Source organism: Spirosoma rhododendri, from assembly GCF_012849055.1.
GTDB classification, from domain to species: domain Bacteria; phylum Bacteroidota; class Bacteroidia; order Cytophagales; family Spirosomataceae; genus Spirosoma; species Spirosoma rhododendri.
Genome location: NZ_CP051677.1, coordinates 5,237,459 through 5,261,781, shown reverse-complemented (window position 1 = coordinate 5,261,781; position 24,323 = coordinate 5,237,459). Strand labels below are relative to the sequence as shown.

Sequence of the window (24,323 nt, the reverse complement as noted above, 5' to 3'; positions counted from 1 at the left end):
AAGAGTGAAAGAGCGAAAAGCCGGATCACTTTTTCGCTCTTTCACTCTTTCATTCTTTCGCTCTTTGCCCCATGTCCCTCAAAGCCAAAATATCGACTGCGCTGGTCTTTGTCTTCGTCATTCTGCTGACGTTGGGTGGCCTGAGTATGTATTACCTCAACCAACTGGCCGACGACTCGCAGGCTATTTTGAAGGATAATTACATCTCGCTCGAATACGTCAGCAGTATGCAGAAAGCACTGGCCAACCGGGCCGATCCCGACGCGCTGACTACCTTCGAAAGAAACCTGAAAAAGCAGGAAACCAACATCACCGAAGCGGGCGAACAAACGCCGACCGATGCACTCCGGCGGGAGTTCGACCGGTTGAAAGCGAGGCCGACCGATTCGATGCTGGTGCCGCGTGTGCAGCAGCACCTGTTCCAGATCGACGACCTCAACCGGCAGGCTATCGTGCGAAAAAGCGACACTGCCAAGCGAACCGCCAAGGAAGCCCTCGGCTGGGTAGCGGTTGTCGGTACGTTTAGTTTCCTGATTCTGTTTTCGTTTATCGTCAACTTCCCCGGCTACATCGCCGATCCGCTGCGCGAGCTGACGCGCGGTATCCGGCAGATTACCAGCCGCAACTTCGAGGAGCGGCTCCGGTTCAAGTCGAGCGACGAGTTTGGCGAACTGGCGCGGTCGTTCAACTCGATGGCCCAGAAACTCGACGAATACGAACACTCGAATCTGGCGCGGGTGCTGTTCGAGAAAAAACGCATCGACACGCTGATCGAAGTCCTGAACGACGGCATTATCGGGCTGGATGAAAACCGGCGGATCCTGTTTATCAACCCCGTTGCCGAGCGGCTGCTGGGTGTGCAGCGGGAGCGGCTCGTCGGCCGGTACGCCCCCGACGTAGCTACCACCAACGATCTGCTGCGTACCCTTATTCAGGGGCTTGTCGACGGCTTTGAAGCAACCAATGCCGACGAACATAACGTGGCAACGGGCGATACGATGCTGAAAATTTACGATCCGGGCACGAACGGAAAAGGGCGCGAAAGTTACTTCACCCGGCAGGTTAGCCCCGTGGAAGTACCGCGCACCGGCGAAACCGAACCAACGCTGGCGGGGTATGTGATCGTGCTGAAAAACGTGACCTCCTACAAAGAACTCGACCTGGCCAAAACTAACTTCATCGCCACCGTTTCGCACGAACTGAAAACGCCACTGTCGAGCATAAAAATGAGCCTTAAACTGCTGGACGACAGTAGGGTGGGGGCGATGAACGAAGAGCAGACCAGCCTGATCGGTAACGTACGCGCCGACACAGACCGGCTCCTCAACCTGACCGGCGAACTGCTCAATATGGCGCAGGTTGAATCGGGGCAGATTCAGTTGCAGGTACGGCCCGTTGGCCCGGCTACACTCATTCAGACGGCCATCGGCGCACTGCGGATGTCGGCCGATCAGAAAAACGTTCGCTTCAGTGAATGGCTTGCCCCGAACCTGCCGTCTGTTCTGGCCGACCCCGACAAAGCATCGTGGGTGCTGATTAATTTCTTGTCGAACGCAGTGCGGCACAGCCCGCCCGACAACCGCATCGACGTGTCGGTGAAGCCCCTGGGCGACCGGGTGGAGTTTCGGGTGCGCGACCACGGGGCAGGTATCCGGCCCGAGCACCGCGACCGCATCTTCGACCGCTATTTCCGCGCCCCCGGTACCAACGGGCAGGCCAGTGGTACGGGGCTGGGACTGGCCATTTCCAGCGAGTTTATTGCCGCCATGAACGGACAGATCGGGCTTGACGACAGCGTCACCGACGGAGCCGCGTTCTATTTTCTGCTACCGGTAGCGTAAACAGACCGGCACAAATGGCGGGTTTGGTGCCGATTGCGTAGTTTGCGGGTATGCTCGATTCGTATTCCCCTGTGCCGTCGGCCAACGGCTGGCAACTTACCACCGACCGGCTGCTGCTACACCAGCTTACCATCGCCGATGCACCGTTTATGCTGGCGTTGCTCAACAGCCCGCCCTGGCTGCGCTTCATCGGCGACCGAAACGTGTATACCCTCGAAGCCGCCGAACAGTATATTCAGCACGGGGCCATGCGGAGCTACGAGCAGTACGGCTTCGGTACGTACCGGGTGAGTCTGCGCGAAACGGGCGACGCCATCGGCACCTGTGGCCTGCACCGGCGCACCGGCCTCCCCGACGTTGATCTTGGCTTCGCCTTTCTACCCGGTTTCAACGGTAAGGGCTACGGCTTTGAATCTGCATCGGCCGTGCTCTCCTATGCCGCCAACGAGCTAAACCTCTCCCGCCTGACGGCCTTCTGCGACCCCGACAACCGGGCGTCTGTCGCGCTGATCGAAAAGCTGGGTTTTGTCTATGAAAAGCGTATTCAGTACGGTCAGAAAGAGAGTCTGCTGTACGGCAAGTGCATAGGCTGAGACAGCAAGACATACAACTAATATTCGTACCAGTCGCCCCACCACTTTTGCAGGCTGCGCCGGATTTCGGCTTCGCGGGCGTTCTGCCCCGGTTCGTAGAGTTTGTGGCCTTTCAGATCGTCGGGTAGGAAGTTCTGCTGGGCGAAATTGCCTTCGTAAGCATGGGCGTACTGGTATTCTTTGCCGTAGCCGATCTGCTTCATCAGCTTCGTGGGGGCGTTACGCAGGTGCAGCGGTACGGGCAGATGCGCCGTCTGCTCGGCCAGCGCAATAGCGTCGTCGATCGCGACATAACTGGCGTTGCTCTTGGGCGACGTAGCCAGATAAACCGCTACCTGCGACAGGATAATCCGGCCTTCGGGCATCCCGATTGCCCGAATCGCCTGCACCGCTTCCGATGCCATAATCATCGCCGTCGGGTTGGCGTTGCCGATGTCTTCCGATGCCAGAATCAGCATCCGCCGGGCGATGAAAACTGGGTCTTCACCGGCTACAATCATCCGGGCCATCCAGTACAGAGCCGCGTTGGGGTCGGAGCCGCGCAATGACTTGATAAACGCCGAAATAATGTCGTAGTGCTGCTCACCGGATTTGTCGTAGCGGGCGATGTTCTGCTGCGCGACGCTCGTCACCCCTTCGTCGGTAATTACCAGCGGATCGCTCGACACGTGGGCCGACGCTACCAGATCTAGCAGATTGAGCAGCTTCCGCCCGTCGCCCCCCGACAGCCGTAGCAGGGCGTCGTAGGATTCGACCCGGATCTGCTTCGATTGCAGAAAACGGTCCTCCGCAATTGCCCGGTCGACGAGTTGGACGAGTTCGTCGCGGCTGAGGGCTTCCAGGATGTAAACCTGCGAGCGCGACAGCAGAGCCGAGTTGACTTCAAACGACGGGTTCTCGGTCGTTGCGCCGATCAGCGTGATCTGTCCTTTCTCGACCGCCCCCAGCAGTGCGTCCTGCTGCCCTTTGTTGAAGCGGTGAATCTCGTCGATAAAGACGACCGGCGGAAACATGCCGGTGGGGCGGCTCAGCACGTCGCGGATTTCCTTGACCCCCGAATTGATCGCACTGAGGGCGATGAAGGGCCGCTTGACGGCTTCAGCCAGCAGCAGGGCCAGCGTGGTTTTGCCCACCCCCGGCGGTCCCCACAGAATCATGGACGGCAGACGCCCGGCATCGACGGCCCGGCGCAGTGCGCCACCGGGACCAATCAGTTTGCGTTGACCAATAACATCATCGAGGGTGCGCGGGCGAACCCGTTCGGGCAGGGGTGTTGAGTCGGTATTCATCCAGCGAATTTACCAGAATCCGGCGGGGCCTGCAAAAGACAAAGCCCGCTACCGTCGTGGGCGACAGTAGCGGGCTTTCGGTAAAAAGGGCGGAATAATCAGTACAATCAGAGCGATACCGTCTCGGGGGTGATCTGCCGCTTGAGGTTGCTCATCGCACCAAAAATCAGGTTGTAAACCGACTGAATGTTGATGTGCATGAGGGCCGAAATTTCCTCATTGCTCATGTTTTGGAAGTACCGCAGATGAACCGCTTCGCGCTGCCGCCGGGGTAGTTTGTCCAGAGCCTGATGCAGGCAGTTGTTCATAAACGAATCTTCCTCGTGGCTGATGAGCAGGTTTTCGTGCGACGGATCAGCGCCGGGCAGCATGTCGCCCACCCGACGTCCGTTCGTGATTTCATCCTGACTAACCAGCTTCTGCTCGGCGGTCAGGTGGCGAACCAGTTTGCGCTTGATCGACGCCATCAGATAGAACCGTACCGACGTGGTCGGGCCAATAGTAGTGCGGTGTTTCCAGAGTTCAACGAAAAGGTCGTGGATGCAATCTTTAATCAAGGCGCGGTCGGTAGCGAAGTGAGCGCAGTAATGATAAAGCGCCTGAACGTAGTTTTCGTATAACCGGGCAAACGCGTTTTCGTCGCCATCGCGAAACATGTTCCAAAGAGTTTCGTCGCTGGGTCCTGACTGATTACGAGAGCGAGCCATGGGGCGTTAAGGAAAGGAGAAGGAGTTAGAATTAGCTAGGCGTCTGTAAACATACCGATAATTAATTAGATTTAATACAGCATTTTGAAAAAAATTTGAATAGTCTCACCCGGTAATTTGTAGCTGGGTAAATGAGAACCGGTTTCCGTCAAATAAAGCTAAGTCGCTAAGCTTTAACGATGGGATAACCAGTAAGGCCATGAAACTGAGCGTCATAAACGGAGCGGCCAGCGTACTGCCCAGCGCCTGCTTGGCGTAATTATCGAGGGCTGAATACTGCGCGGCCACATCGTAGCCATCTGCATCGGTCATCAATCCAGCCACGGGCAGGGGTAGTAGCTGCCCCTGTTCGGACGCATCAGCAGAGACGGCTGATAAACCGCCCTGCGCGTTGATAACCAGGTTAATCGCGCGGCAAAGGCTCTCGTCGTCGCAGCCGACGGCCGTGATATTGTGCGAATCGTGCCCTACCGACGACGCGATGGCCCCCTGTGTCAATCCGAAGTTTTTGATGAACCCCACTGACGGAGGGGCGTCTTTGTATCGATTGACAACCACCAGTTTCAGCACATCCTGCCCAATGTTCGGTACGACTTTTCCGTCGACTATTGTGCTCTCAACCAGGAGTTCATTCGTTACCAACTGACCGTCGAGCGCTTCGATGACACGAATTTGCGTTGCGCCTGCTTCCGCCAGCACTGCCAGTTGATCGGGCGTTTTGGGGGAGCAGCTGAATTGGTTGACGTGTTCGCTGCGTAGATCGGGAATGTGCGAAAACCCGTTTTCGGCCACCGTTTCGCCATCGATGACGGTACGTAGTATACGAAAGTCGGTTGTTGAGTCGACAACGATGAAGTCGGCTGGGTCGCCCTCGCGCAACAAGCCGACGGGTAGCCGGTAGTGCAGCACCGGATTCAGGCAGGCGGCCCGCAGCACGTTCCAGAGCGAATGCCCCTGCGCCAGTGCCCGCCGAACCAGTTGGTCGATGTGGCCCATTGCCAGCGTGTCGGGGTGTTTGTCGTCGGAGCAGAACATGATCTGGGTAGGAAACTCAGCCAGCAGCGGAATCAGCGTGTCGAAGTTGCGGGCTGCGCTGCCTTCCCGAATCAGAATCTGCATCCCCCGGCGGGCTTTATCGAGTCCCTCTTCGTAGGTAAAGCACTCATGGTCGGTGGTGATTCCTGCGTCTGTATATTGCTGGGCGGCATCGCCGGTCAGGCCGGGGGCGTGGCCGTCGATGGGTTTGTTGAACGCTTTCGCCAGCGCGATCTTGGCCATCATGTCGGCGTCGCCGTTGAGCACCCCCGGAAAATTCATCACCTCGGCCAGATAGCCAATTTCTTTCAGCCCGAGCAGGTAGCGCACGTCGTTGGGGGTGATGGTCGCCCCGGCCGTTTCGAACGGTGTCGCCGGTACGCAGGAGGGGGCACCAAACATGAATTTGAACGGCACCCGTTTCCCTTCCGCAATCATATATTCGACCCCAGCCACGCCCAGCACATTACCGATCTCATGCGGGTCCGACACGGTCGCGACGGTGCCATGCACGACGGCCAGCCGGGCAAACTGCGGGGGTGTCAGCAGTGAACTCTCAACGTGTACGTGGGCATCGACGAAGCCGGGCAGCACATACGGTTCGCCCGGCCGTTCGGGACCCAGTTGGTCGATGCGGTCGATACGGCCGTTGGACACGCTGATGCGGGCATAGGTGATTTTCTGGTCAAACAGGTTTAACAGGTTGGCTTCCAGCATGGGTCAGATTCGGATAAAGAGTCGGCGATTGTACATCCACCGGAGGATCAGGTAAAAAACGGCCAGCGTCAGTGCACCGGTCAGCAGGGGCTCGTAGGCCGCACCCAGCACCTGAAACGGCGCGCGGCCGAAGTGAATGTGAAACGAGTCGATAATAAACCGATCGATCAGGTGTACAAGGATGTAGATGGCGATGGAGTTCATGCCGACCACAATTAGTGGCTTTAGCCGAAATCCCCACACGTCGATGAGCCCGTAGAAACCAGCCAGCAGCCAGCAGCACAAGCCTCCGCTGAACAGCACCCAAGCCGGGGTCCAGATGCGTTTGACGACGGGGCAGATACCCAGTAGCTGAAGAATCAGGCCGCCGATGATGCCGATAAGTCCCGCAAAAATCAGCTGGCGCAAAAGCTTGTTCGGTGCCCACTTCAGCCGGAGCCATCGGCCCACCTGCAAGCCTAGTACCATCGTTGCCAGCGTCGGGATGAAGCTCAGCGTCGCGTAGCCGCCCCCGTTGAACCGAAACGGACTTTCGCGCGGAAACAGGTTCAGAAACCAGGTGTCGAACGCCCAGGCGAGGTTGCTGTTTTTGTTGAAATGCGCCATTCGTCCAGTAAAGTGTTCCGGCCAGTCGGGCGGAACGCCAACGGCGGCATAGTCGAAGGCAGAATTGGGGGCGGGATACAGCACAAACGCCAGCCAGTAGCCGACCAGAATCAACCCAAACGCCAGCCATGTTTGCCGGGTTGAGGCTCGACCCAGCAGAAACAGCAACGGATACCCCAGCCCGATCTGCGTAAGGGTGTCTTCAAATGTAAAATACGTTTGCTCCTGATGCGTCGAGCGGAGAAAAATGCCCAGCAGAATCAGGATCAGCGACCGGCGCAGGGCGTGCCAGAACTGACTGCCGAACGATTCGCCCCGGTTGGCACGACTGGCCACGGAGTAGGGCAGGGCTACCCCCACCAGAAACGAAAATGACGGCTGAATGAGGTCGTGCAACGTGCAACCCACCCACTCGACGTGGCTTTGCTGCCGCGCCAGAAACGCCCAGATCGTGCTGTGCGGTAGTGCTTCATGGACCGCCTGAAACTGAAGCAACTCAGCGGTCATCAACGTCATGACGAAGCCCCGATAGGCATCCATCGACATCAATCGGTCGGGCAGCACACCGGCAGTGGCTTCGGGCGAACGGGGAATCATGAAAGGTTGAGAGTAAGGACCGTCAAAACTTGGGATTGAGGGGCAGAATAGCAAGTTTTTGCCAGGATTACAGGATTAACAGGATTTGATGGCCATAGTGGTGTCGGTGGTGTCGGGTCTGGAACGCCAGTCCGCCCCGACACCACCGACACCATGTGAATCCGCGATCATCCGTCAGGATCCGCGTACCCGTAAATCCTGTAATCCTGTCAACAAAACGCGATTAGCGGTATATTTCGGCGGTATTGGTCTCTTTACCACAAAAACAAGTTTTGGCATGTCAGCCCGCGTATTGAAAGTTCACCCCGCCGATAACGTCATTGTCGCCCTGCGCGACCTGTCGGCCGGGGAATCTATTGAGTTTGACCAACAGATTTATACCCTGCCGTATGCGGTGGGAGCCAAGCATAAATTCGTGACGGAAGACCGCCAGCCCGGCGACCCCATCACGATGTACGGGGTGCTGGTGGGTAAGGCTATGCAGCCCATCCGGCGCGGTGAACCCATCACCACCTTCAACCTGAAACACAGTGCTGACCGTTACGGGATCGACAAAAAACAGCCCTACACCTACCAGCCGCCCAACGTGTCGCGCTGGCAGAACCGCACCTTCATGGGCTACCACCGGGCCGATGGCAGCGTCGGTACGCGCAATTACTGGCTGGTAGTGCCGCTGGTGTTCTGCGAAAATCGTAACGTGCTGATTCTGAAGGATGCGTTTGAGCGCGAACTTGGCTACGCTCAGCCCGAAACCTACCGCGAGCAGGTCCACGAGCTGCTGAGTCTGTACAAGGCGGGCGATCTGGACGTTATTAAAAAGATGCAGCCGTTCGTCGATGAATCGCAGAATAAAACGCTGCACAACGCGCCGGCCGAGAAACGCCCGTTCAAAAACGTCGACGGCATCAAGTTCCTGACCCACGAAATGGGCTGTGGCGGCACCCGGCAGGACTCCGGTGCGCTGGGTGCGCTGATTGCGGGATTTATCAACAACCCCAATGTGGCCGGGGCAACGATCCTGAGCCTGGGGTGCCAGCACTTGCAGGCCGACATCGTTGAGCAGGAAATCCGGCGGCACAACCCCAAATTCGATAAGCCGCTGCTCATTTTCGAACAGCAGGCCGGAACGGAGTACGCGCTGATGGCGCAGGCCGTTAAAGAAACGTTTCTGGGGCTGACCCAAATCAACAAAATCGAGCGGCAACCGGCTCCGCTCAGTGCGCTGACGGTGGGCCTGAAATGCGGTGGCTCCGACGGTTTTTCGGGTATCTCGGCCAACCCTGCGCTGGGCCAACTGTCGGATACGATAGCGGCACTGGGCGGCAAAACAGTACTGGCCGAATTCCCCGAACTGAACGGTGTTGAGCAGGAACTCATAAACCGCACCGTCGACCCGGCCGACGCGGAGAAATTTATCAACCTGATGGGTACGTACTCGGCGCAGGCTGAAGCCGTCGGGTCGGGTTTCGATATGAACCCCTCGCCCGGCAACATCAAAGACGGCCTGATTACCGACGCGATCAAGTCGGCGGGGGCGGCTAAGAAAGGCGGCAACTCGCCCGTTGTCGACGTACTCGACTACACCGAACCGGCTGTCCGGCCCGGTCTGAGTCTGCTCTGCACCCCCGGCAACGACGTGGAGGCCACAACGGGCATGGCGGGGTCGGGTACCAACGTCATCCTGTTTACGACGGGTCTCGGCACACCAACCGGCAACCCGATCTGCCCGGTCGTGAAAGTATCGACCAACACGAAGCTGAAAAACCGGATGCCCGACGTGATCGACTTCGACTGCGGCCCCATCATCGACGGCGAACAGACCATCGACCAAAGCGCCGATGACCTGCTGGAGTACATCATCCGGCTGGCATCGGGCGACGAAATTACCAAAGCCGAGCAACTCGGTCAGGACGACTTCATCCCCTGGAAGCGGGGCGTTTCACTCTAAATTTTGAATGATTGAGTGATAGAATGATTGAATGAAAAACGCTTGCTTCAGCCTATTCAATCATTCTATCACTCAATCATTCTGTCATTGCTTATGTTCTCTCTACAAAATAAAGTTGCCATCGTGACGGGTGGGGCCAGCGGGATCGGGCTGGCGATTACGCAGGCGTTCGCCAAGGCGGGGGCTACGGTGCATATTCTCGAACTCAACGAACAGCTCGCCCGGCAGGTAGCCGAGTCGATCAACAGCGAGGGCGGGCGGGCCGAAGCCCACACCGTCGATGTGTCGGATCAGGCGCAGGTCGTGGACGTGATTGGGCAGATTGCCAGCGCCGGAGCGATCAATATACTGGTCAACAATGCGGGGGTGGCGCACGTCGGGAAAGCCGATACGACGTCCGAAGCCGACTTTGACCGGATTTTTCGGATCAACGTCAAGGGCGTGTACAACTGCCTGTACGCGACGATTCCGCACCTGAAAGCGGCCGGGGGCGGGGTTATCCTGAACATGGCGTCGGTGGCGTCGTCGGTGGGGATTCCCGACCGGTTTGCCTATTCAATGAGCAAAGGGGCGGTGCTGACGATGACCTTATCCGTGGCGAAAGACTATCTGGCCGACAATATTCGCTGTAACTGTATCTCGCCCGCACGGGTGCACACGCCGTTTGTGGACGGTTTTCTGGCGAAAAACTACCCCGGTCAGGAAGAAGAAATGTTTGTCAAACTGTCGAAGACGCAGCCCATCGGTCGCATGGCGCAGCCGAAGGAAGTGGGCGCACTGGCCCTATATCTGTGCTCCGACGAAGCTGGTTTCGTCACCGGCTGCGATTATCCCCTCGACGGCGGCTTCATCCGGCTGAATAATTAAGCGGAAAGCGGTGAGACAAACAAAGAAAGATTAGTTTGCAATAACCTCTTTGTTTTTTGTCTCACCGTTCTCTGTTCCACCCATGGTTATCCGGTTCGCTACTCCCGACGATGCGGCTGCCTTGCTGGCTATATACGGGCCATACGTCACAGATTCCATTATCTCGTTTGAGTACGACGTGCCAACCGTCGCGGAGTTTCGCGGGCGGATCGAAGCCATTCAGCAACAGTTTCCGTATCTGGTAGCCGAGGTCGACGGGCGGGTGCTAGGCTACGCTTACGCGTCGCGGCACATGGACCGGATGGCGTATCAATGGTCGGTCAACACGTCGGTGTACGTTCACCCGGACGGGCACCGGCAAGGTATTGCCCGGCAGCTGTACACCCGGCTGCTCGATCTGCTTCGTCAGCAGGGTTATCACAACGCATACGCTGGCATCACGTTGCCCAACCCCGCCAGCGAAGCCTTTCACGCGTCTATGGGTTTCACCCCGGTCGGTACGTACCGCAACATTGGTTACAAGTTTGGCGCGTGGCACGACGTAATCTGGCTGTCGCTGCTGTTGCAACCCTATCAAAACGATCCAGCTCCGCCAGTTTCCATCGGTAAACTGGCCGACTCTGGCAACGGCTAGCGGTTGATGTATTGCACGGTAAACGACGAGCCGGACAGCGTGATTTTTGACACCGCTCCGTAGTCCAGATTGAGCCGGTAGGCGTTTTGCAGGGGCAGTTCCAGAAAGAAACACAGCAGCGCCCGGATGATCCCACCGTGCGACACAATCAGCACCGGCCGGCTGTTGCCGGTCTGGATTAGGGGCAGGATACACTCCCGCCAAAACGCCTTTACCCGCACCGAAACGTCGTTGAAATTTTCCCCGTTGGGCGTTGGGATGGTTACGAAGTCTGCCCGCCAGGTGGTTAGTGCGTCGTGGTCGATATCGGTCCAGGGTACCATTTCCCAGTCGCCGAAGAAAAATTCTTTCAGCCGGTCGTCGCAGCGAATCAGCGGGCGGTGAGCGTCGGCGAGAGCTGTCTGGCCCGGCGCCGTTTCGATGGCACTGCCCGTTGTCAGGGATTGGGCCAGATCGTCGGCCAGTCGGCGGCAGCGGGAGAGGGGCGAGGTAAAAATAATAGCCGGAGCCGGGGGCAGGTGTCTTGACAGCTGATCGCGCTGTTCAGCATACGAATCGCTCAACGCTACGTCGGTTTGTCCGTAGGCGACGCTGCGCCCAACTGCCACTTCGGTGTGGCGAACCAGGTAAATGTCCAAGCAGGTTTACGGTTTGATGTGTAACGTTTAAGGTTGCTGCTCCCTGCTTGACAAGCGGATTAAGATGTGAGGGCAGCACTTTAAACTTTAGACTATAAACCTCAAACCTCACAAAGTGTCTTTGGCCGCGTTTAAGTAGACGGATTTTTTCAGGTAGTCGTCGTTGGGCGCGTAGACAAACAGGCACGAACCATCTTTTACGGCCAGAATAATCGGCTTCGACAGCGCGTACGGTACCGCCGGGCACCCTTCGCTCCAGCCCAGCCGCCCTTTCAGCCGGACAGTATCCTCACAAACGTAATTGGCCCCGTGCAACACGATGTTCCGGTCCTGCACGTTGGTATTGAATCCCTTTTCCAGCCCCTTCAATTGCAGCGACAGGCCGTGTTTGCCCATGTACGTACCCAGCGTGCGGTAAAAACCCAGACTGGTTTGCCAGGAAGAGGGCGTATTGGAAAAACGATCAGGTACCAGACCACCGGAGTTGCGGCCGTGGGCTACGTAGGTGTTGAACAGTAGTTTATGCGCTTTCAGGTCGATAACGTACAGCCGTTTTTGGGTCGACGGCTGGCTCATGTCGGCGATGGTCAGCACGGGGTGATGGTTGCCGAGGTTCCGGCGACCCGTGAGCGCGTACTCGAAAACGGCCTGGGCCAGCCCGGCCTGTTCCAGCCCCAGCTCGTTATACAGCGGATTGTCGGGAAGGGCCGGTGAGGTAACGGCGGTAATTCGTGCTGGCTGATCGGTGGTGGAAGCCGGTGCTGAACTACAGGCGTAGGCTAGTCCGGTAATCAGTAAAAAAGCAACAGCGCGTAGAAACGTGGACATAGACAGGACGAGCGGCCGACGAATGCACCAAACGGGTGCGTTGTCGGTTTAGCATGACGAAACTACACCTTTTTAAGCAGCTATCCGCCATGTCGACGTATGAAGAATCGGTGCGCGCTGAACTGATTCAGTGGCAGCAAAATATGCAGCGCAACCCGTCGGCGTTTGGCCGGGTATCGTCGGCGCTACAGCGACGAATCAATCGGCTGATTCCCCGCCGGGTGCATCAGGTTGTCACGGCGGCTATCAAACAAATGACCCGGGCCATGCTGTTTGGTGCCGAAGCCCTGAATCGCCCGGCCGTTGAGGATCAGACGTTGCCGCAGCGCGAAACGAGCGTTGTGGCTCGTATCGACTTTTACAAACGGACGGGCGCGGCCGAAGGGGGCATTACCGGGGCGGGCGGCCTGCTGCTCGGCCTGGCCGACTTTCCGCTGCTGATGAGCCTGAAAATGAAGCTGCTCTTTGAGATTGCTGCGCGCTACGGCTACACCACCCGCGACTACCGCGAACGGGTGTTTATGCTCTACGTGTTTCAGCTGGCGTTTTCGAGTCAGGAACGTCGGCAGTTCGTGTATCAGCACATCGCTGACTGGCCCACTCACAGCGCCCAACTGCCCGACGACATCAATCAGTTCGACTGGCTGACGTTCCAGCAGGAATACCGCGACTATATCGATCTGGTAAAAATGGCGCAGCTGATTCCCGGTATCGGTGCTGCCGTGGGTATCGTCGCCAATTACCGCCTGATCGATCAGCTAGGCCACACCGCCATGAACGCCTACCGCATGCGCTGGCAAGCTGAGGGAAAGCTGTGAGCGGGTTTAAGGTTTAACGTCTTAGGTTTAAAGTTATCTGACTGCCAAAACCTTAAACATTGAACTCTAAACCTTAAACCCAAAACCTAAAACCCAACCACCGCCTGCACCTGTAAGCCTAGTTCGAGCGATGGGCTGGTGGTGGTTGATCCACCGAACCGGCCGATGGTGTAGGCGAGGGTGGGCTGCACGATCAGGGCATACCGGTTGCTGAGCTGGCAAAAACCACCCGCCCCAAGCTGGGCTGAAAACAATGGATTGATCGAGTTGCGGACGCGTAGCTGCTGTGTAGGTTCGCCCGTGCGGGTGGCTGTCAGGCGAGTGGTGAGTGGGAAATCGGTGAGCAGGGCCAGCGTAAAATAAGGTGACAGCGGCTTGGGCGACGACTTGAAATTGATGGCTACCGGCAAGCGTACCGATCGGTAGGTTACCCGCGTTGAACCTTCACCGGCAGCGGGTAATCGTTGCTGGCGCATCCCCGATTGCTGGTAGAGCAAACCCGCACTGACCGTCCAGCCGGGGGCGTAGGTGTAGCGCAGCGATACGCCCGCGACGAAGCCCGGTGCACTTCGCTGACCCGCCAGATGAACCGGCTCGACAACCTGACCGTCGCTGTCGGGGTAGAGCGTTTGGCGCGCGTAGTTGGTCGTGGTATAGGTCGGAGCGACGGTAGCCGACAGGGCCAGATTGCGTTGTCCAACAGCTGCCGATGCGATCAGCAACTGACCGCTAAGCACTGCGCACGAAAGCCAGTTAAAAAGCCTCATCAGGTGAAGTAAGCCAAAAAAGGGACGCCGACTCATAGCCAGCATCCCTTTTTGTGTTCGTGGTTCGCGATTAATTGCTGTCGGGAGCAGTGTCTGTGGCAACTGCTAATTACAAACCACCTACTGCTAAGTATCAGAACAAAAGGAATTTAACAAGTCACAGAGAACGTAGCTACAAACTGATAGTAAACTGCTGCTTAGTCGTCAATCGAATGGCTGCGTTCTCTGTGACTCTGTGTTGAGCCACTTTTTCAACCCTATTTCATATCCTGTTTCAGCGTCGTGACGCGTTCCAGGTGCCCCTTGATAACCGATGCCGTTTGGGTAGCAAACGATTTAAGGTCAGGGTCTTTCAGGTCTTTCGACGCCTTCTCAAACAGGTCCATGTCATCTTCATGGTCGTCGGCCATCATATCGACAAACTTCTTGTCGAACTCCTTACCCGACAGCTTGGCCAGTTCATCGATGTGCTTTTGCTGCTCTTCACCCATCGTGCTGGGCAGGTTGATGTTTTTGCTGGTGGCAATGCTTTTCAGCTCGTCGTTCGCTTTCGTGTGATCTTTCACCAGCATGGCACCGAAGTCTTTAACGGCCTGGCTCATGCCTTTTTCTTCGGCCATTTTACCGGCGGCTACTTCCAGCATACCACCGCTGGCGGCTTTGACGGCAAATTCGGCCCCGTCTTCCGACACGGACGTCATTTTGTCGTCAACTTTTTTCTCGTTCATTTCCTCCGCCCGTTCGGTGCTGTCTTTCTTCTCGCTTCCGCACGATTGTACGGTCAGGCCACTGGCTACCAGGAAGGCCAACAGGACTATCTTTTTCATTGCTTCGCTTTTTGTTGAGTTTGAGTGAATACCACTACAAGAACTGTGAGTGAATCGCAATGTTTAAAGCACCCGATCGGGGTACCCTCAGAAACGATCTGTCAGGCTTTCGCCTGCCTGGGCTGCGCGACCGATGTCACCAGCCGACCCAGGGTAAGCCCCTGACCCACGATGGAGAACAAAACCAGGCAGTAACAGCTCGCCAGAATAACTTCCTTATAGTCAGAATCGGGTAGCGACAGCGCCAGGGCGATGGAAATGCCACCCCGCAGACCAGCCCACGTCAGAATCCGCAGGCTGCCGGGCGTTTGTTGTTCCCGCCGAAACTGAAGCAGAAACGGCAGCGCGATGCTCAGCCCGCGTGCCAGCACCATCAGCGGAATGGAGAGCAGCCCAATGAGCAGGTAGTCAGACAGGACGGGCAGCACAATGATCTGCAACCCGATCATCACGAAGAGAATCGTATTGAGCATCTCATCGATCAGGTGCCAGAACCGGTTGAGGTACGCTTTGGGCGAGTTCTGGTCTTTGGAGCCCGACAGGCGGGTGCCCAGCAGCAGACCGGCTGCTACTTCCGCCAGCGGTACCGATGCGTGTACTGCCGTCGTGAAAACCGACAATACCATGACCAGCGCCAGCGACAGGAGCACTACGGTCTGAAAATCGTCGGTCGCTTTGATCAGGCGATACGCCACGTAGCCCATCGCCAGCCCGAGACTGATACCGCCGATAACTTCACGGGCGAACAGCAGCAGCGCATCGGAAAACCGGAAATCGACGTTCGGGTCGGCCACTTCCTGTAATGACACAAACAGTACCAGCCCCACACCATCATTGATGAGCGATTCGCCGGTGATGATCGTTTCCAGCCGATGCGGAATGGGCGACTGCCGCAAAACCGCCCCTACCGCAACCGGGTCGGTGGGCGAGATCAGTGCCCCGAACATAAAGCAGAAAATAAGCGGCATGTCGATGCTCAGGGCTCTGGTGAGAAACAGAAACCCGAACGCAAACAAAACCGTCGACAGAATAACGCCGACCGTGCCCATAACGAGCACCGGCTTGAACTGCGCTTTCAGGTCGTTGAAATCTACCTGAAGGGCAGCGGCAAACAACAGAAAGCCCAGCATGATTTCCAGCAGTGTGCGGGAAAAGTCGATACGTTCGGTGAGGTCGCGCAGCAGTGCAGCGAAACTCGCCGACAGGCTACCCAGTACCAGCGACAGGATCGTGATGACCGACGCCAGTACCACGATGCCGATAGTACCGGGCAACCGGATAAAGCGAAGGTTGATGTACGATAAAAGTGCACCGAGGGCCACCAGAATGCTGATGGCGGTATAATTGTCCATAAATCAAGTAGTTAGGCTACGATGAGGAATGCGTAGCTGGCAGCTGACATAAGTAGTAACTGCACGATGTCGACTGTGGTTTGGCATTGTGAGGGCAAACGGCGTACTATTCACGGGCGGTCTGCTATCTTGCGGCTTTCGTTTTTTCTGCTTCGTCAATGCTTTTTCTACTGCTGAGCATCGTTCTTTCGGTACTGCTGCTCCTGAATTTTCGGTTGTTTCCCCGCTACGACATCAACACGTTCCAGGCGATCGTTTTCAACTACCCGGTCTGTTTCCTGACGGGCTGGCTGCTGATGCCAGCGGGCGAATCCACGCCGGGCCAGTCGTTCAGCATCGATCTGCACCAAACCTGGACCTGGATGGCGTTTGCGCTGGGCGTGGGCTTTATCGTGACGTTCCTGCTGGCGGGTGCGTCGACCCAGCGAATGGGCATCACCGTGACCTCGCTGGCGAATAATCTGTCGCTCGTGATTCCGGTCTGCTTTAGTTTGTTTGTATTCAGCAGTGGCAACGCGGCACGCTTCGATGCGCTGAATTACATCGGGCTGGTGCTGGCTATCGTAGCTGTCGGGCTGAGCACGTACCGACCATCCGCGCCGGTGGCTGCTACCGAAGGGCCTGCCCCTGACAGCAGTCCCAAAACCCGCCGATCGCTGGGGGCGGTGTTGCTGCCCGTCGCCGTATTTCTGTGCTACGGGGCCACAAATACGACGATCAACTACATGAACATCAACTACATACCATCGGCCGATAAGACCGTGCAGGTTACGCTGACGATGGTGCTGGGGGCTATTGTTGCCGGGGCCGTTATGCTGCTGATCCGGCTGGTACGTGGGCAGGAGACGTTGCAGCTGCGCAGTCTGGTTGGTGCCGTAACGCTGGGTATTCCCAACTTCCTGAGTTTTTACACCCTGCTGCTGGCGTTATCGGCGTTCGGCGGTAACGGCGCGCTGGTTTACCCGATTTATAACATTGGCGTTATTCTGGTAGCGTCAGCGGTGGCGGGGCTTTTCTTCCAAGAAAAATTAAGCACGGCCAACCGCGTAGGACTCGGACTGGCCGTGCTGGCTATTGGGTTGCTGTCGTGGCAGCAGTTTGTGTAGACGGATTATTTGGGCAATGCGGCCGTACTGTCAGCTATTCGCTTGGCTTCTTCCTTGTCCCGCTTCTTGAAATAGCCCCGTAGCAGGAAGTTGTTCTGGGCCGCTTTCAGGTCTTCGTTTAGCAGCTTAGTGCCCGTGTTGAGGTTGCGCAGCGTGATGCGCAGGTTGGTGGCCGTTTCCTGGTCGGTCAGCAACACGCCCAGCGGACTGTTGTTGTTATTTAGTTTCTCCGACGCCCGGTTCAGGTTCTGCGATGCTTCGCCTAGTGTACCCACGGTTTTATCGGCATTGCTGGCTACGTTTTCCAGCTTGCTGGCCGACCGGCTTAGCCGCCGAAATACTGTCGTATCCGTAACGAGTTCGTTAGCCAGTGTGCCTTTGGTGTTCAGTTTGGCGGCAAAGCGCGATACCGAACTGGTGATCGATGCGGTATTGACCGACGCTTTTTCCAGATTCGCCATCGCCATTTTGAAGTTGTTGGCCACCAGCGAGTCGGTCAGTACCGCACCGACGGTGCCTTTGCCGCGCCGGATATTGCCGACCAGGGCTTTGAAATCCTGCGTGACCCGCACGAGGTTGCGGTTGTTTTCCTGCAACGTTTCCAGAATCTGATCGGAACTGAGCGCGGCTACGGTCTGGAGACGATCGCCCTCTTCGATTTCGGGGTGACTGATGGTGCCGCCCGTAATCACAACGATCTTGTTGCCGATCAGTCCGTCGGAGCCGATCGTCGCTTTGGCGTCTTTGCGGATGTACTGCTGCGAACTCTGCTCAACGTCCATGTCGACTTCAACCTGGGAGTTACCGAAGAAGCTGATTCGCTTAACGGTGCCTATTTTGACCCCCGAAAACCAGACGTTGTTACCGGCTTTCAGACCGCTGATGTCGTTGAAAACGGCCATGATCCGAACGCTTCGGGTGAAGCGCTTCTGCTGACCGCCCAGTACAAATACCCCGGCGACGAAGATGATTAGCCCCACCAGAACAAAAATACCGACAGTGACCGAGCGTTTGGTTGATTCTGAACTCATTCCAGTTGATGCGTAGTAAAGATTGGTGGACAGCGCGCTGCGATCCGGCAGAGAGAAAACTGCCGGGGTGGGCGGCAGGTTTAATTCACGAAGTTATAATTGTAAAACTGCTGCACCCGCTTGTCGGGGTCGGCAAACACCTGATCGAACGTGCCGACGCGCTCAAACTTACCGTCGAGCAGCATCGCTACCCGGTCGCCGGTCGCTTTAGCGCAGGTCAGGTCGTGGGTGATGATGATGGACGTGGCTTTGTAGCGGTCTTTCACTTCGTTGATGAGGTTGTTGATATCAAGGCACGTAATCGGGTCCAGACCGGCGGTAGGCTCGTCATACAGCATGATTTCGGGTTTGAGAATCAGCGTCCGGGCAATGCCGATCCGCTTCCGCTGCCCCCCGATAGTTCGGACGGCATCTGATTGATCGTCTGCGACAGACCCACATCATCAAGTGCTTCTTCGACGGCCCGGTCAATGTCGGCCCGGCTCAGGTTGCGCACGTTGCGAACCAGCGGGAACTCCAGATTTTCGCGGATGCTCATACTGTCGTAGAGCGCGCTGTTCTGAAACGAAAAGCCAACTTTCTGCCGAAACTGATCCAACTCACGCCCTTTCAGACTCTCGACCTCCTGCCCCAGCACCGATACAAAGCCCGAATCGGGTTTGAGTAGCCCGACCAGTATCTTAATCAGTACCGATTTTCCCGTTCCCGACCGACCCAGCACCACGACGTTTTCACCCTGATCTACCGTCAGATCGACGCCCTGCAATACGTGCAGGTTGCCAAACGACTTCCGCAGGTTTTTTATAACGATGACTGGTTCGGAGGACATAAAATCAATGGCAGAATGATGGAATGACAGAATGATTGAATGAAGTATTGATTGAATGCATTGGTTGCGTCAGCCTATTCAACCATTCAGTCATTCTATCATTCACTCATTAAACTCAGCTTCCCCGCAGGGCACCGATGATTTGCAGGGCAAGGAGTTCTTCAATAAATATCAAAAACATCGACGTCACAACGGCGGAATTGGCGGCTTTGCCAACGCCTTCGGTGCCTTTCGAGGAGTGAAAACCTTTGTAAGCACCAACCATACCGATCGTGAAGCCGAAGACGATGGACTTGAACAGCGATGCGAAAATGTCGAGGAACGTAACGGCGCCGAACACTTCCTGCATGAACGACGAAAAGCTCGTTTGTTCGTTGGCGCTAACGTTGATAAACGCACCGATCAGTGCCACAAAAATGGTGTAGAACGTCAGAATCGGAATTGTGAACGACGTGGCGATCACGCGGCTGACGACCAGAAACTTGAACGGGTCGGTGCCCGACACTTCCATGGCGTCGATCTGTTCGGTAACGTTCATCGACCCCAGTTCAGCCCCGATACTCGACCCTACTTTACCAGCGGCAATCAGGGCCGTAACCAGCGGCCCCAGCGCCCGCACAATCGCAATGGCGATCAGGGAAGGAAGCCACGACGTAGCCCCAAACTCCGACAGCGACGGCCGCGACTGATTGGTAAACACGATACCGGTAATGAAACCCGTAGTCGATATCAGCAGCAGCGAACGGTAGCCAACCTCGTAGCACTGCCGGATAATCTCGCCAAACTCGTAAGGCGGCAGCAGGGCTTCCCGAAAGAACCGCCCGACGAAAGACGCTACGTCAGACAGGGCAAGGAATAGACGGGTCAGCCGCCCCGGCTCAGCAGGTTTCTCTGTGGGCGGTGCGGGAGTCTGTTTCGTATCGGATAGCATTCAGGAGCGAGATAAGCAAACCAAAAGCGGGTAAGATGGTAAACCAATTTGACTGCCCGGAAGTTTGCCCCCGCAAATATAATGGGGAGTGATTGAATGATAGAGTGACTGAGTGATTGAATAAACCGGCCAAAACCAGTCAATCATTCTATCATTCGATCAATCAACTGCTAGGCTGTCTGCGGCAGAGGTGTCAGGAACGATAAGTAATCGTTGGGGCGCGACATCACTTCTTTGTAGACCAGCACCCGGAACAGGTAATAGCGGGTTTCGCGCGGGAGCGTCATGCTGTAATAATCGGCCTGACTGTTGCGCCGGAGCTGATTTTTCAGATGGCCCGGCCCGGCATTATACGCAGCCGCCACCAGCGACCATGACCCCAGCTGAGTATACAGGTCGCGCAGGTATTTGCAGGCGGCTTCGGTGGCTTTCTTCGCGTTGAACCGCTCGTCGACCCCTTTGCCAACTTTCAGTCCTAGTGCCCGCGCCGTACCGGGCATCAATTGCCAGTAACCAGCCGCGCCCGCGTGTGAAACGGCGCGCGGTTGCAGGTCGCTCTCGGCCATCGGCACGTACCGAAAATCGTCGGGAATGTCGTACTTGGCCATGATCGGTTCGATGATTGGGAAGAAGGCATCGGCGCGTTCACGGAGGGCGTCGAGACTGCGGGCCTGCGGGCGAAACAGCGTAAAAACGTGCTTCCAGCGGCTGACAACTTCGGTCTGATGAAACGGCATACACTCGCCACAGAAATCGACGTCGAGCAGGGGGAGTTCGGGTTTGCCGAGAAGCGGTTTGAGCCGGGAAGCCGTGGCATCGGCCGGAACAATTTGGCTGGCCGGAACCAGGTTTGGGGGGAGGATGGGGCCCGCCGTTAGCTTGGCGGCAATGGTAAGCGACGGGCGCAGGGCGGCCATCAGTACCGATAATCCAACTCGTTTAAGCAAAACATATTCTGGATGGTAACGGGAACTTAACGACGAAAGCGTCCGGTTTAGTGCCATGACCGTCAGACGAATAGCCGTTGAACGGGGTTCACACAGCCTGTGTCAAGCCCCAAAATCCCCCTGACGTGTTCTATTCCCAACATATGACAACTCCCGAAAAATCGACGATAACCCTCGAATATTGCCCCAAATGCGGCTGGCTGATGCGCTCAGCCTGGATGGCGCAGGAACTGCTGACGACCTTCACCGACGACGTGCATGGGGTGCTGCTACAGCCCTCGGAAGTGAGTGGCCGTTTCTCGGTGCGGGTCGATGAACAGGTTATTTTTGACCGTAAAACTGTCGGCCGTTTCCCCGAAATCAAAGAGTTGAAGCAGCTCGTTCGTGATGTGGTGGCACCCGAAAAATCACTGGGCCATTCCGACCGCAAGACGGACTGATCTGTCCAAAATCAGTCGTCGATAAAGAGTTCGAGCAGGGCGTAGCTGAGGGTTTTTCCGTGCGTGTCCATGGTCAGCGACGTCGTTACCCCGCCGGTCAGTGCCCGCTGGCAGACGAAGTGAAGCGCGGGCAGATTCGGCAGTTCATACCGCGTAATCGGCCCGGCGACGATCGCCTGCAAATGCGTTTGCACGACCTCGGCCGTTACGCGATCGCGCAGGAGCGGATAGTCGGCGGGGTCGTACGGAATCAGCGACAGAGTCAGCGTATTGCCTTTGTCGCCCGCCCGGCTGTGGGCGATGTCATACAGTTTGATGCTCATGCGGTTATCAGCGTAATCTGAGGGTTTACCCGGCTGCGGTCGAGCAAGGTCGATACAATCCCGACGACTTCGTGTACGTATTTGCGGGCACCACCGCCACCCGCCGGGCCGTTGGTGTACAGGGCTTCGACTTCTTCGCCGACCTGTGCCGCCTGCTGCGCGGTCGTCGCCCGGCCCGCCACCCGCAGCCGAATCTCGTAGGGGTCGGGAGGCTGATTGAAATTGGTACGGTGAACGGACGTGCTACCGATGTAGTCGATACGCAGGTCGCTGAACCGGTCCTGTAGCCGCTCCTGCATGATGCTACCCGCCAGTTGAGCACGGCCCAGCGCATTCGCGCCAGCGTAGGAAATTTCGCCCTCGCCGATAAAACCACCGTCGTAACCCACGCTGACCTTCAGCGTATCAGGGCGGCTGTTTCCCCGCCCGCCTGTCGCGCTGATCTGGTCGGGGCCGGTTTCCGTCAGGCGGACCTGCGTAAAATCGGCTACCACGTCAGGTGTAATGTATTGGCTGGGGTCCATCACTTCGTAAAGCAGTTGCTCCTTCGCCGTTGCCAGACTCAGGCGACCACCCGTGCCGGTCACTTTACCGAAAACAGCCATACCGTCGGCCGTGACATCCACGAAAGGATGGCCTAGTTTCGCCATGTCAGGCACGTCTTTCCGGTCCAGGCCCGGATCAGCAAAGTAGCCGCCCGTCAGTTGCCCGGCACACTCCATGAGATGGCCTATCACCGTAGCCTGGCCAAGCTGGTCCCAGTCCGTCAGCGACCAGCCGAACGTATGCACCAGCGGGGCTACAAACAGCGATGGATCGGCTACCCGGCCGGTAATGATGATCTGCGCGTCGGTCGCCAGAGCGGGCAGTATGGCGTCGGTGCCGAGGTAGGCGTTTGCCGATAACAACGGCCCCGACGCTCGTAGCGGCTGGCCGGTTTCCAGTGCTGTTTCGTCGCCCGAAAGCTGATCAAACACGTCGTCGCCGGTCAGGACAGCAACGGTTACCGAAAGGCCCAGCCGCCGGGCGATGGCGGCAATTTTCTCGGCCGCTGCCAGCGGATTAGCCGCCCCCATATTGGTGATGAGCCGGACTTTATTGGCCAGCAACAGGGGCAACAGCCCTTCCATCCGCCGTTCGAGCAACGGGTCGTAACCCTGCGTAGGGTCGTGGCGTTTGCGTTTCTGCGCCAGCGCGATGGTACGTTCGGCCAGACATTCCAGCACCAGATAATCCAGTTGCCCGTACTGGGTTAGTATCAGGGCAGGTTCCAGGCGGTCGCCGGAAAAACCGGCGGCACAGCCAATGCGAATGCGCTGTTTCATAGATGAATAGAGCCGGTAAGTAGTGCTACGATGGTCATAACGATTGTCGTGCCGAACGCCCATTTGAGCGTAAACCGCTGATGGTCGCCCAGATCGACCTCGGCCAAGCCAACCAGTAGAAACGTGGACGCGGTGAGTGGACTAAGCGGGAAGCCGACGGTCATCTGACCTAACAAAGCCGCCCGCCCAATTTCGAGCGGATTGATACCAAACTGCGCGGCCGACTGACTAACGATGGGAATGACACCGAAGTAGTAAGCATCGGGCGTGAAGAGCAGGCTGGCGGGCATACTCGTAATGGCCGTCAGCGTCGGTATCCAGGCGGCATGATGCGCCGGAATAGCCGACACGAGCGAGCCTGCCATCGCGTCGATCATCTTGGAGCCGGTCAGGATACCCGAGAACACCCCGGCGGCAAAGATCATGCTCGACACCATGAAGATGTTGTTGCCGTGGGCGCGTAACACCTGCTGCTGTTCGGTCAGTTTCGGGTAATTAATCAGCAGTGCCAGCGCACTCGCCGTAACAAACAGGGCCGGGGCTGGCACCCAGCCTTTCATCAGCGTAAGAATCAGGCCGATGGTCAGTATGGCGTTGAGCCAGACCAGTTTAGGTCGCCGAAGCTGCCGCTGCGTGTCGGTCAGGTTATCGTGGTGAACAAACGTCAGGGCGTTGACGCCGAGTCGTTTGCGCTCCTTCAGACCAAACCAGTACGCTACGGCCAGCACCCAGACGATCCCTGCCAGAATAGCCGGAATGTTGGGCGCAATAAGTTGAGCGGCATCGGTTTTAAGCGTGGAAATGGCCCGCGCCGACGTGCCCGACCAGGGGACCAGGTGCAGCGGCCCGACGCTCAGAGCCACGATGCCCGGCAGAATCAGCCGATTGATCCGCAACTGCCGATAGATGGGCAGAAAGGCCGACATCACGATCATAAACGTAGCCGTACCGTCGCCGTCGAGGTGCACGATCATCGTCAGAATGGCCGTGCCGACGATGACTTTGAGCGGGTCGCCCTGTACGTAACGAATGATGGCGGCAATGACCGGATCGAACAGCCCGGCGTCGAGCATGGTGGCGAAATACAATACGGCGAACATCAGCAGAATACCCGTCGGGGCTACCTGCTTGATACCGGCCAGAATCATCTCGCCCAGTTCCTTTGGTGAAAACCCGGCCAGAACCCCCATCGCCAGCGGTACCAGTACCAGCGCGGTGTTGACCGATAACCGTTTGGAAATGATTAGCAGCAGGAAAATGGCGATGGTCGCAAAACCAAGCAGGGCAAGTAGCGGATTAGCAGGTTCCATAGGGCATCGAGAGGCAG

23 protein-coding genes and 1 pseudogene are annotated in these 24,323 nt (G+C 57.1%); 8 read left to right on the top strand and 16 right to left on the bottom strand.

Annotated features, from left to right (window positions below):
* The first annotated feature begins 71 nt into the window (after nucleotides 1-71).
* Both HH216_RS21940 and HH216_RS21935 read left to right on the top strand, forming a co-directional pair.
* A complete protein-coding gene (locus tag HH216_RS21940; protein WP_169552803.1) occupies nucleotides 72-1,841 on the top strand; it encodes an ATP-binding protein in 1,770 nt (589 codons plus the stop codon).
* A 50-nt stretch (nucleotides 1,842-1,891) separates the two neighbouring features.
* Nucleotides 1,892-2,434, top strand: coding sequence for a GNAT family N-acetyltransferase (locus HH216_RS21935; RefSeq protein WP_169552802.1), 543 nt, complete (start codon nucleotides 1,892-1,894; stop codon nucleotides 2,432-2,434).
* Between the two features lie 17 nt (nucleotides 2,435-2,451).
* Here HH216_RS21935 and HH216_RS21930 read toward each other — a convergent pair whose 3' ends face one another.
* The 4 genes from HH216_RS21930 to HH216_RS21915 all read right to left on the bottom strand — a co-directional run bounded on the left by HH216_RS21930 (nucleotide 2,452) and on the right by HH216_RS21915 (nucleotide 7,328).
* On the bottom strand, nucleotides 2,452-3,723 hold the full coding sequence (locus HH216_RS21930) for a replication-associated recombination protein A (RefSeq protein ID WP_169552801.1): 1,272 nt from the start codon (nucleotides 3,721-3,723) through the stop codon (nucleotides 2,452-2,454).
* Nucleotides 3,724-3,830: 107 nt separating this feature from the next.
* Nucleotides 3,831-4,430 (bottom strand): RNA polymerase sigma factor, encoded by a 600-nt coding sequence (locus HH216_RS21925; protein WP_169552800.1) that lies wholly within the window; start codon nucleotides 4,428-4,430, stop codon nucleotides 3,831-3,833.
* 105 nt (nucleotides 4,431-4,535) lie between these two features.
* Nucleotides 4,536-6,182: an adenine deaminase gene (gene ade, locus HH216_RS21920; RefSeq protein WP_169552799.1), complete on the bottom strand. Its 1,647-nt coding sequence runs from the start codon at nucleotides 6,180-6,182 to the stop codon at nucleotides 4,536-4,538.
* A 3-nt stretch (nucleotides 6,183-6,185) separates the two neighbouring features.
* Nucleotides 6,186-7,328, bottom strand: a complete 1,143-nt coding sequence (locus HH216_RS21915) for an acyltransferase family protein (protein WP_169553479.1) — start codon at nucleotides 7,326-7,328, stop codon at nucleotides 6,186-6,188.
* Nucleotides 7,329-7,662: 334 nt separating this feature from the next.
* Here HH216_RS21915 and HH216_RS21910 point away from each other — a divergent pair, with 334 nt between their 5' ends.
* From HH216_RS21910 to HH216_RS21900, 3 genes are all read left to right on the top strand, one after another.
* Nucleotides 7,663-9,333, top strand: a complete 1,671-nt coding sequence (locus tag HH216_RS21910; RefSeq protein ID WP_169552798.1) for a UxaA family hydrolase — start codon at nucleotides 7,663-7,665, stop codon at nucleotides 9,331-9,333.
* A 93-nt stretch (nucleotides 9,334-9,426) separates the two neighbouring features.
* The gene (locus HH216_RS21905) at nucleotides 9,427-10,200 is read left to right on the top strand and encodes an SDR family NAD(P)-dependent oxidoreductase (protein ID WP_169552797.1); all 774 of its coding nucleotides are present in this window, start codon (nucleotides 9,427-9,429) and stop codon (nucleotides 10,198-10,200) included.
* An 82-nt stretch (nucleotides 10,201-10,282) separates the two neighbouring features.
* Nucleotides 10,283-10,834, top strand: coding sequence for an arsinothricin resistance N-acetyltransferase ArsN1 family B (locus HH216_RS21900; RefSeq protein ID WP_169552796.1), 552 nt, complete (start codon nucleotides 10,283-10,285; stop codon nucleotides 10,832-10,834).
* Here the strand turns inward: HH216_RS21900 and cobC are convergent.
* A complete protein-coding gene (gene cobC, locus HH216_RS21895; protein WP_169552795.1) occupies nucleotides 10,831-11,472 on the bottom strand; it encodes an alpha-ribazole phosphatase family protein in 642 nt (213 codons plus the stop codon). The genes HH216_RS21900 and cobC overlap by 4 nt on opposite strands.
* A 108-nt stretch (nucleotides 11,473-11,580) precedes the next feature.
* On the bottom strand, nucleotides 11,581-12,300 hold the full coding sequence (locus HH216_RS21890; protein WP_169552794.1) for a murein L,D-transpeptidase catalytic domain family protein: 720 nt from the start codon (nucleotides 12,298-12,300) through the stop codon (nucleotides 11,581-11,583).
* Nucleotides 12,301-12,389: 89 nt separating this feature from the next.
* On the opposite strand from HH216_RS21890, the gene HH216_RS21885 reads away from it, so the two are divergent.
* Nucleotides 12,390-13,118: an EcsC family protein gene (locus tag HH216_RS21885; RefSeq protein WP_169552793.1), complete on the top strand. Its 729-nt coding sequence runs from the start codon at nucleotides 12,390-12,392 to the stop codon at nucleotides 13,116-13,118.
* An 86-nt stretch (nucleotides 13,119-13,204) separates the two neighbouring features.
* On the opposite strand, the gene HH216_RS21880 is transcribed toward HH216_RS21885, so the two are convergent.
* From HH216_RS21880 to HH216_RS21870, 3 genes are all read right to left on the bottom strand, one after another.
* Complete coding sequence (locus HH216_RS21880; protein ID WP_169552792.1) at nucleotides 13,205-13,885, bottom strand: outer membrane beta-barrel protein; 681 nt, start codon at nucleotides 13,883-13,885, stop codon at nucleotides 13,205-13,207.
* A 257-nt stretch (nucleotides 13,886-14,142) separates the two neighbouring features.
* Entirely contained in the window at nucleotides 14,143-14,712 is a 570-nt protein-coding gene (locus HH216_RS21875; protein WP_169552791.1) for a DUF4142 domain-containing protein, read from the bottom strand.
* A 101-nt stretch (nucleotides 14,713-14,813) separates the two neighbouring features.
* Nucleotides 14,814-16,064 carry a cation:proton antiporter gene (locus HH216_RS21870; protein ID WP_169552790.1) on the bottom strand — a complete coding sequence of 417 codons (1,251 nt, stop codon included), beginning with the start codon at nucleotides 16,062-16,064 and terminating at the stop codon, nucleotides 14,814-14,816.
* Nucleotides 16,065-16,222: 158 nt separating this feature from the next.
* Between HH216_RS21870 and HH216_RS21865 the strand changes: the two genes are divergently transcribed.
* Nucleotides 16,223-17,170: an EamA/RhaT family transporter gene (locus HH216_RS21865; RefSeq protein WP_169552789.1), complete on the top strand. Its 948-nt coding sequence runs from the start codon at nucleotides 16,223-16,225 to the stop codon at nucleotides 17,168-17,170.
* Between the two features lie 5 nt (nucleotides 17,171-17,175).
* Here HH216_RS21865 and HH216_RS21860 read toward each other — a convergent pair whose 3' ends face one another.
* From HH216_RS21860 to HH216_RS21845, 4 genes and pseudogenes are all read right to left on the bottom strand, one after another.
* Entirely contained in the window at nucleotides 17,176-18,201 is a 1,026-nt protein-coding gene (locus tag HH216_RS21860; protein ID WP_169552788.1) for an MlaD family protein, read from the bottom strand.
* An 80-nt stretch (nucleotides 18,202-18,281) separates the two neighbouring features.
* Nucleotides 18,282-19,030 (bottom strand): annotated as a pseudogene (locus HH216_RS21855) (ABC transporter ATP-binding protein).
* Nucleotides 19,031-19,145: 115 nt separating this feature from the next.
* Nucleotides 19,146-19,961, bottom strand: coding sequence for an MlaE family ABC transporter permease (locus HH216_RS21850; protein ID WP_169552787.1), 816 nt, complete (start codon nucleotides 19,959-19,961; stop codon nucleotides 19,146-19,148).
* Nucleotides 19,962-20,131: 170 nt separating this feature from the next.
* A complete protein-coding gene (locus tag HH216_RS21845) occupies nucleotides 20,132-20,908 on the bottom strand; it encodes a lytic transglycosylase domain-containing protein (RefSeq protein ID WP_332871431.1) in 777 nt (258 codons plus the stop codon).
* A gap of 143 nt (nucleotides 20,909-21,051) precedes the next feature.
* Here HH216_RS21845 and HH216_RS21840 point away from each other — a divergent pair, with 143 nt between their 5' ends.
* Nucleotides 21,052-21,348 carry a SelT/SelW/SelH family protein gene (locus HH216_RS21840; RefSeq protein WP_169552786.1) on the top strand — a complete coding sequence of 99 codons (297 nt, stop codon included), beginning with the start codon at nucleotides 21,052-21,054 and terminating at the stop codon, nucleotides 21,346-21,348.
* An 11-nt stretch (nucleotides 21,349-21,359) separates the two neighbouring features.
* Here the strand turns inward: HH216_RS21840 and HH216_RS21835 are convergent, their stop codons facing one another.
* From HH216_RS21835 to HH216_RS21825, 3 genes are read right to left on the bottom strand one after another with little or no spacing between them, the layout of a single operon-like run.
* Nucleotides 21,360-21,671, bottom strand: a complete 312-nt coding sequence (locus tag HH216_RS21835; protein ID WP_169552785.1) for an AtuA-related protein — start codon at nucleotides 21,669-21,671, stop codon at nucleotides 21,360-21,362.
* Nucleotides 21,668-22,996 carry an acyclic terpene utilization AtuA family protein gene (locus tag HH216_RS21830; RefSeq protein WP_169552784.1) on the bottom strand — a complete coding sequence of 443 codons (1,329 nt, stop codon included), beginning with the start codon at nucleotides 22,994-22,996 and terminating at the stop codon, nucleotides 21,668-21,670. The genes HH216_RS21835 and HH216_RS21830 overlap by 4 nt, the downstream gene beginning before the upstream one ends.
* A complete protein-coding gene (locus tag HH216_RS21825; protein ID WP_169552783.1) occupies nucleotides 22,993-24,306 on the bottom strand; it encodes a CitMHS family transporter in 1,314 nt (437 codons plus the stop codon). Before HH216_RS21825 ends, HH216_RS21830 begins: the two co-directional genes overlap by 4 nt.
* Nucleotides 24,307-24,323: the final 17 nt, after the last annotated feature.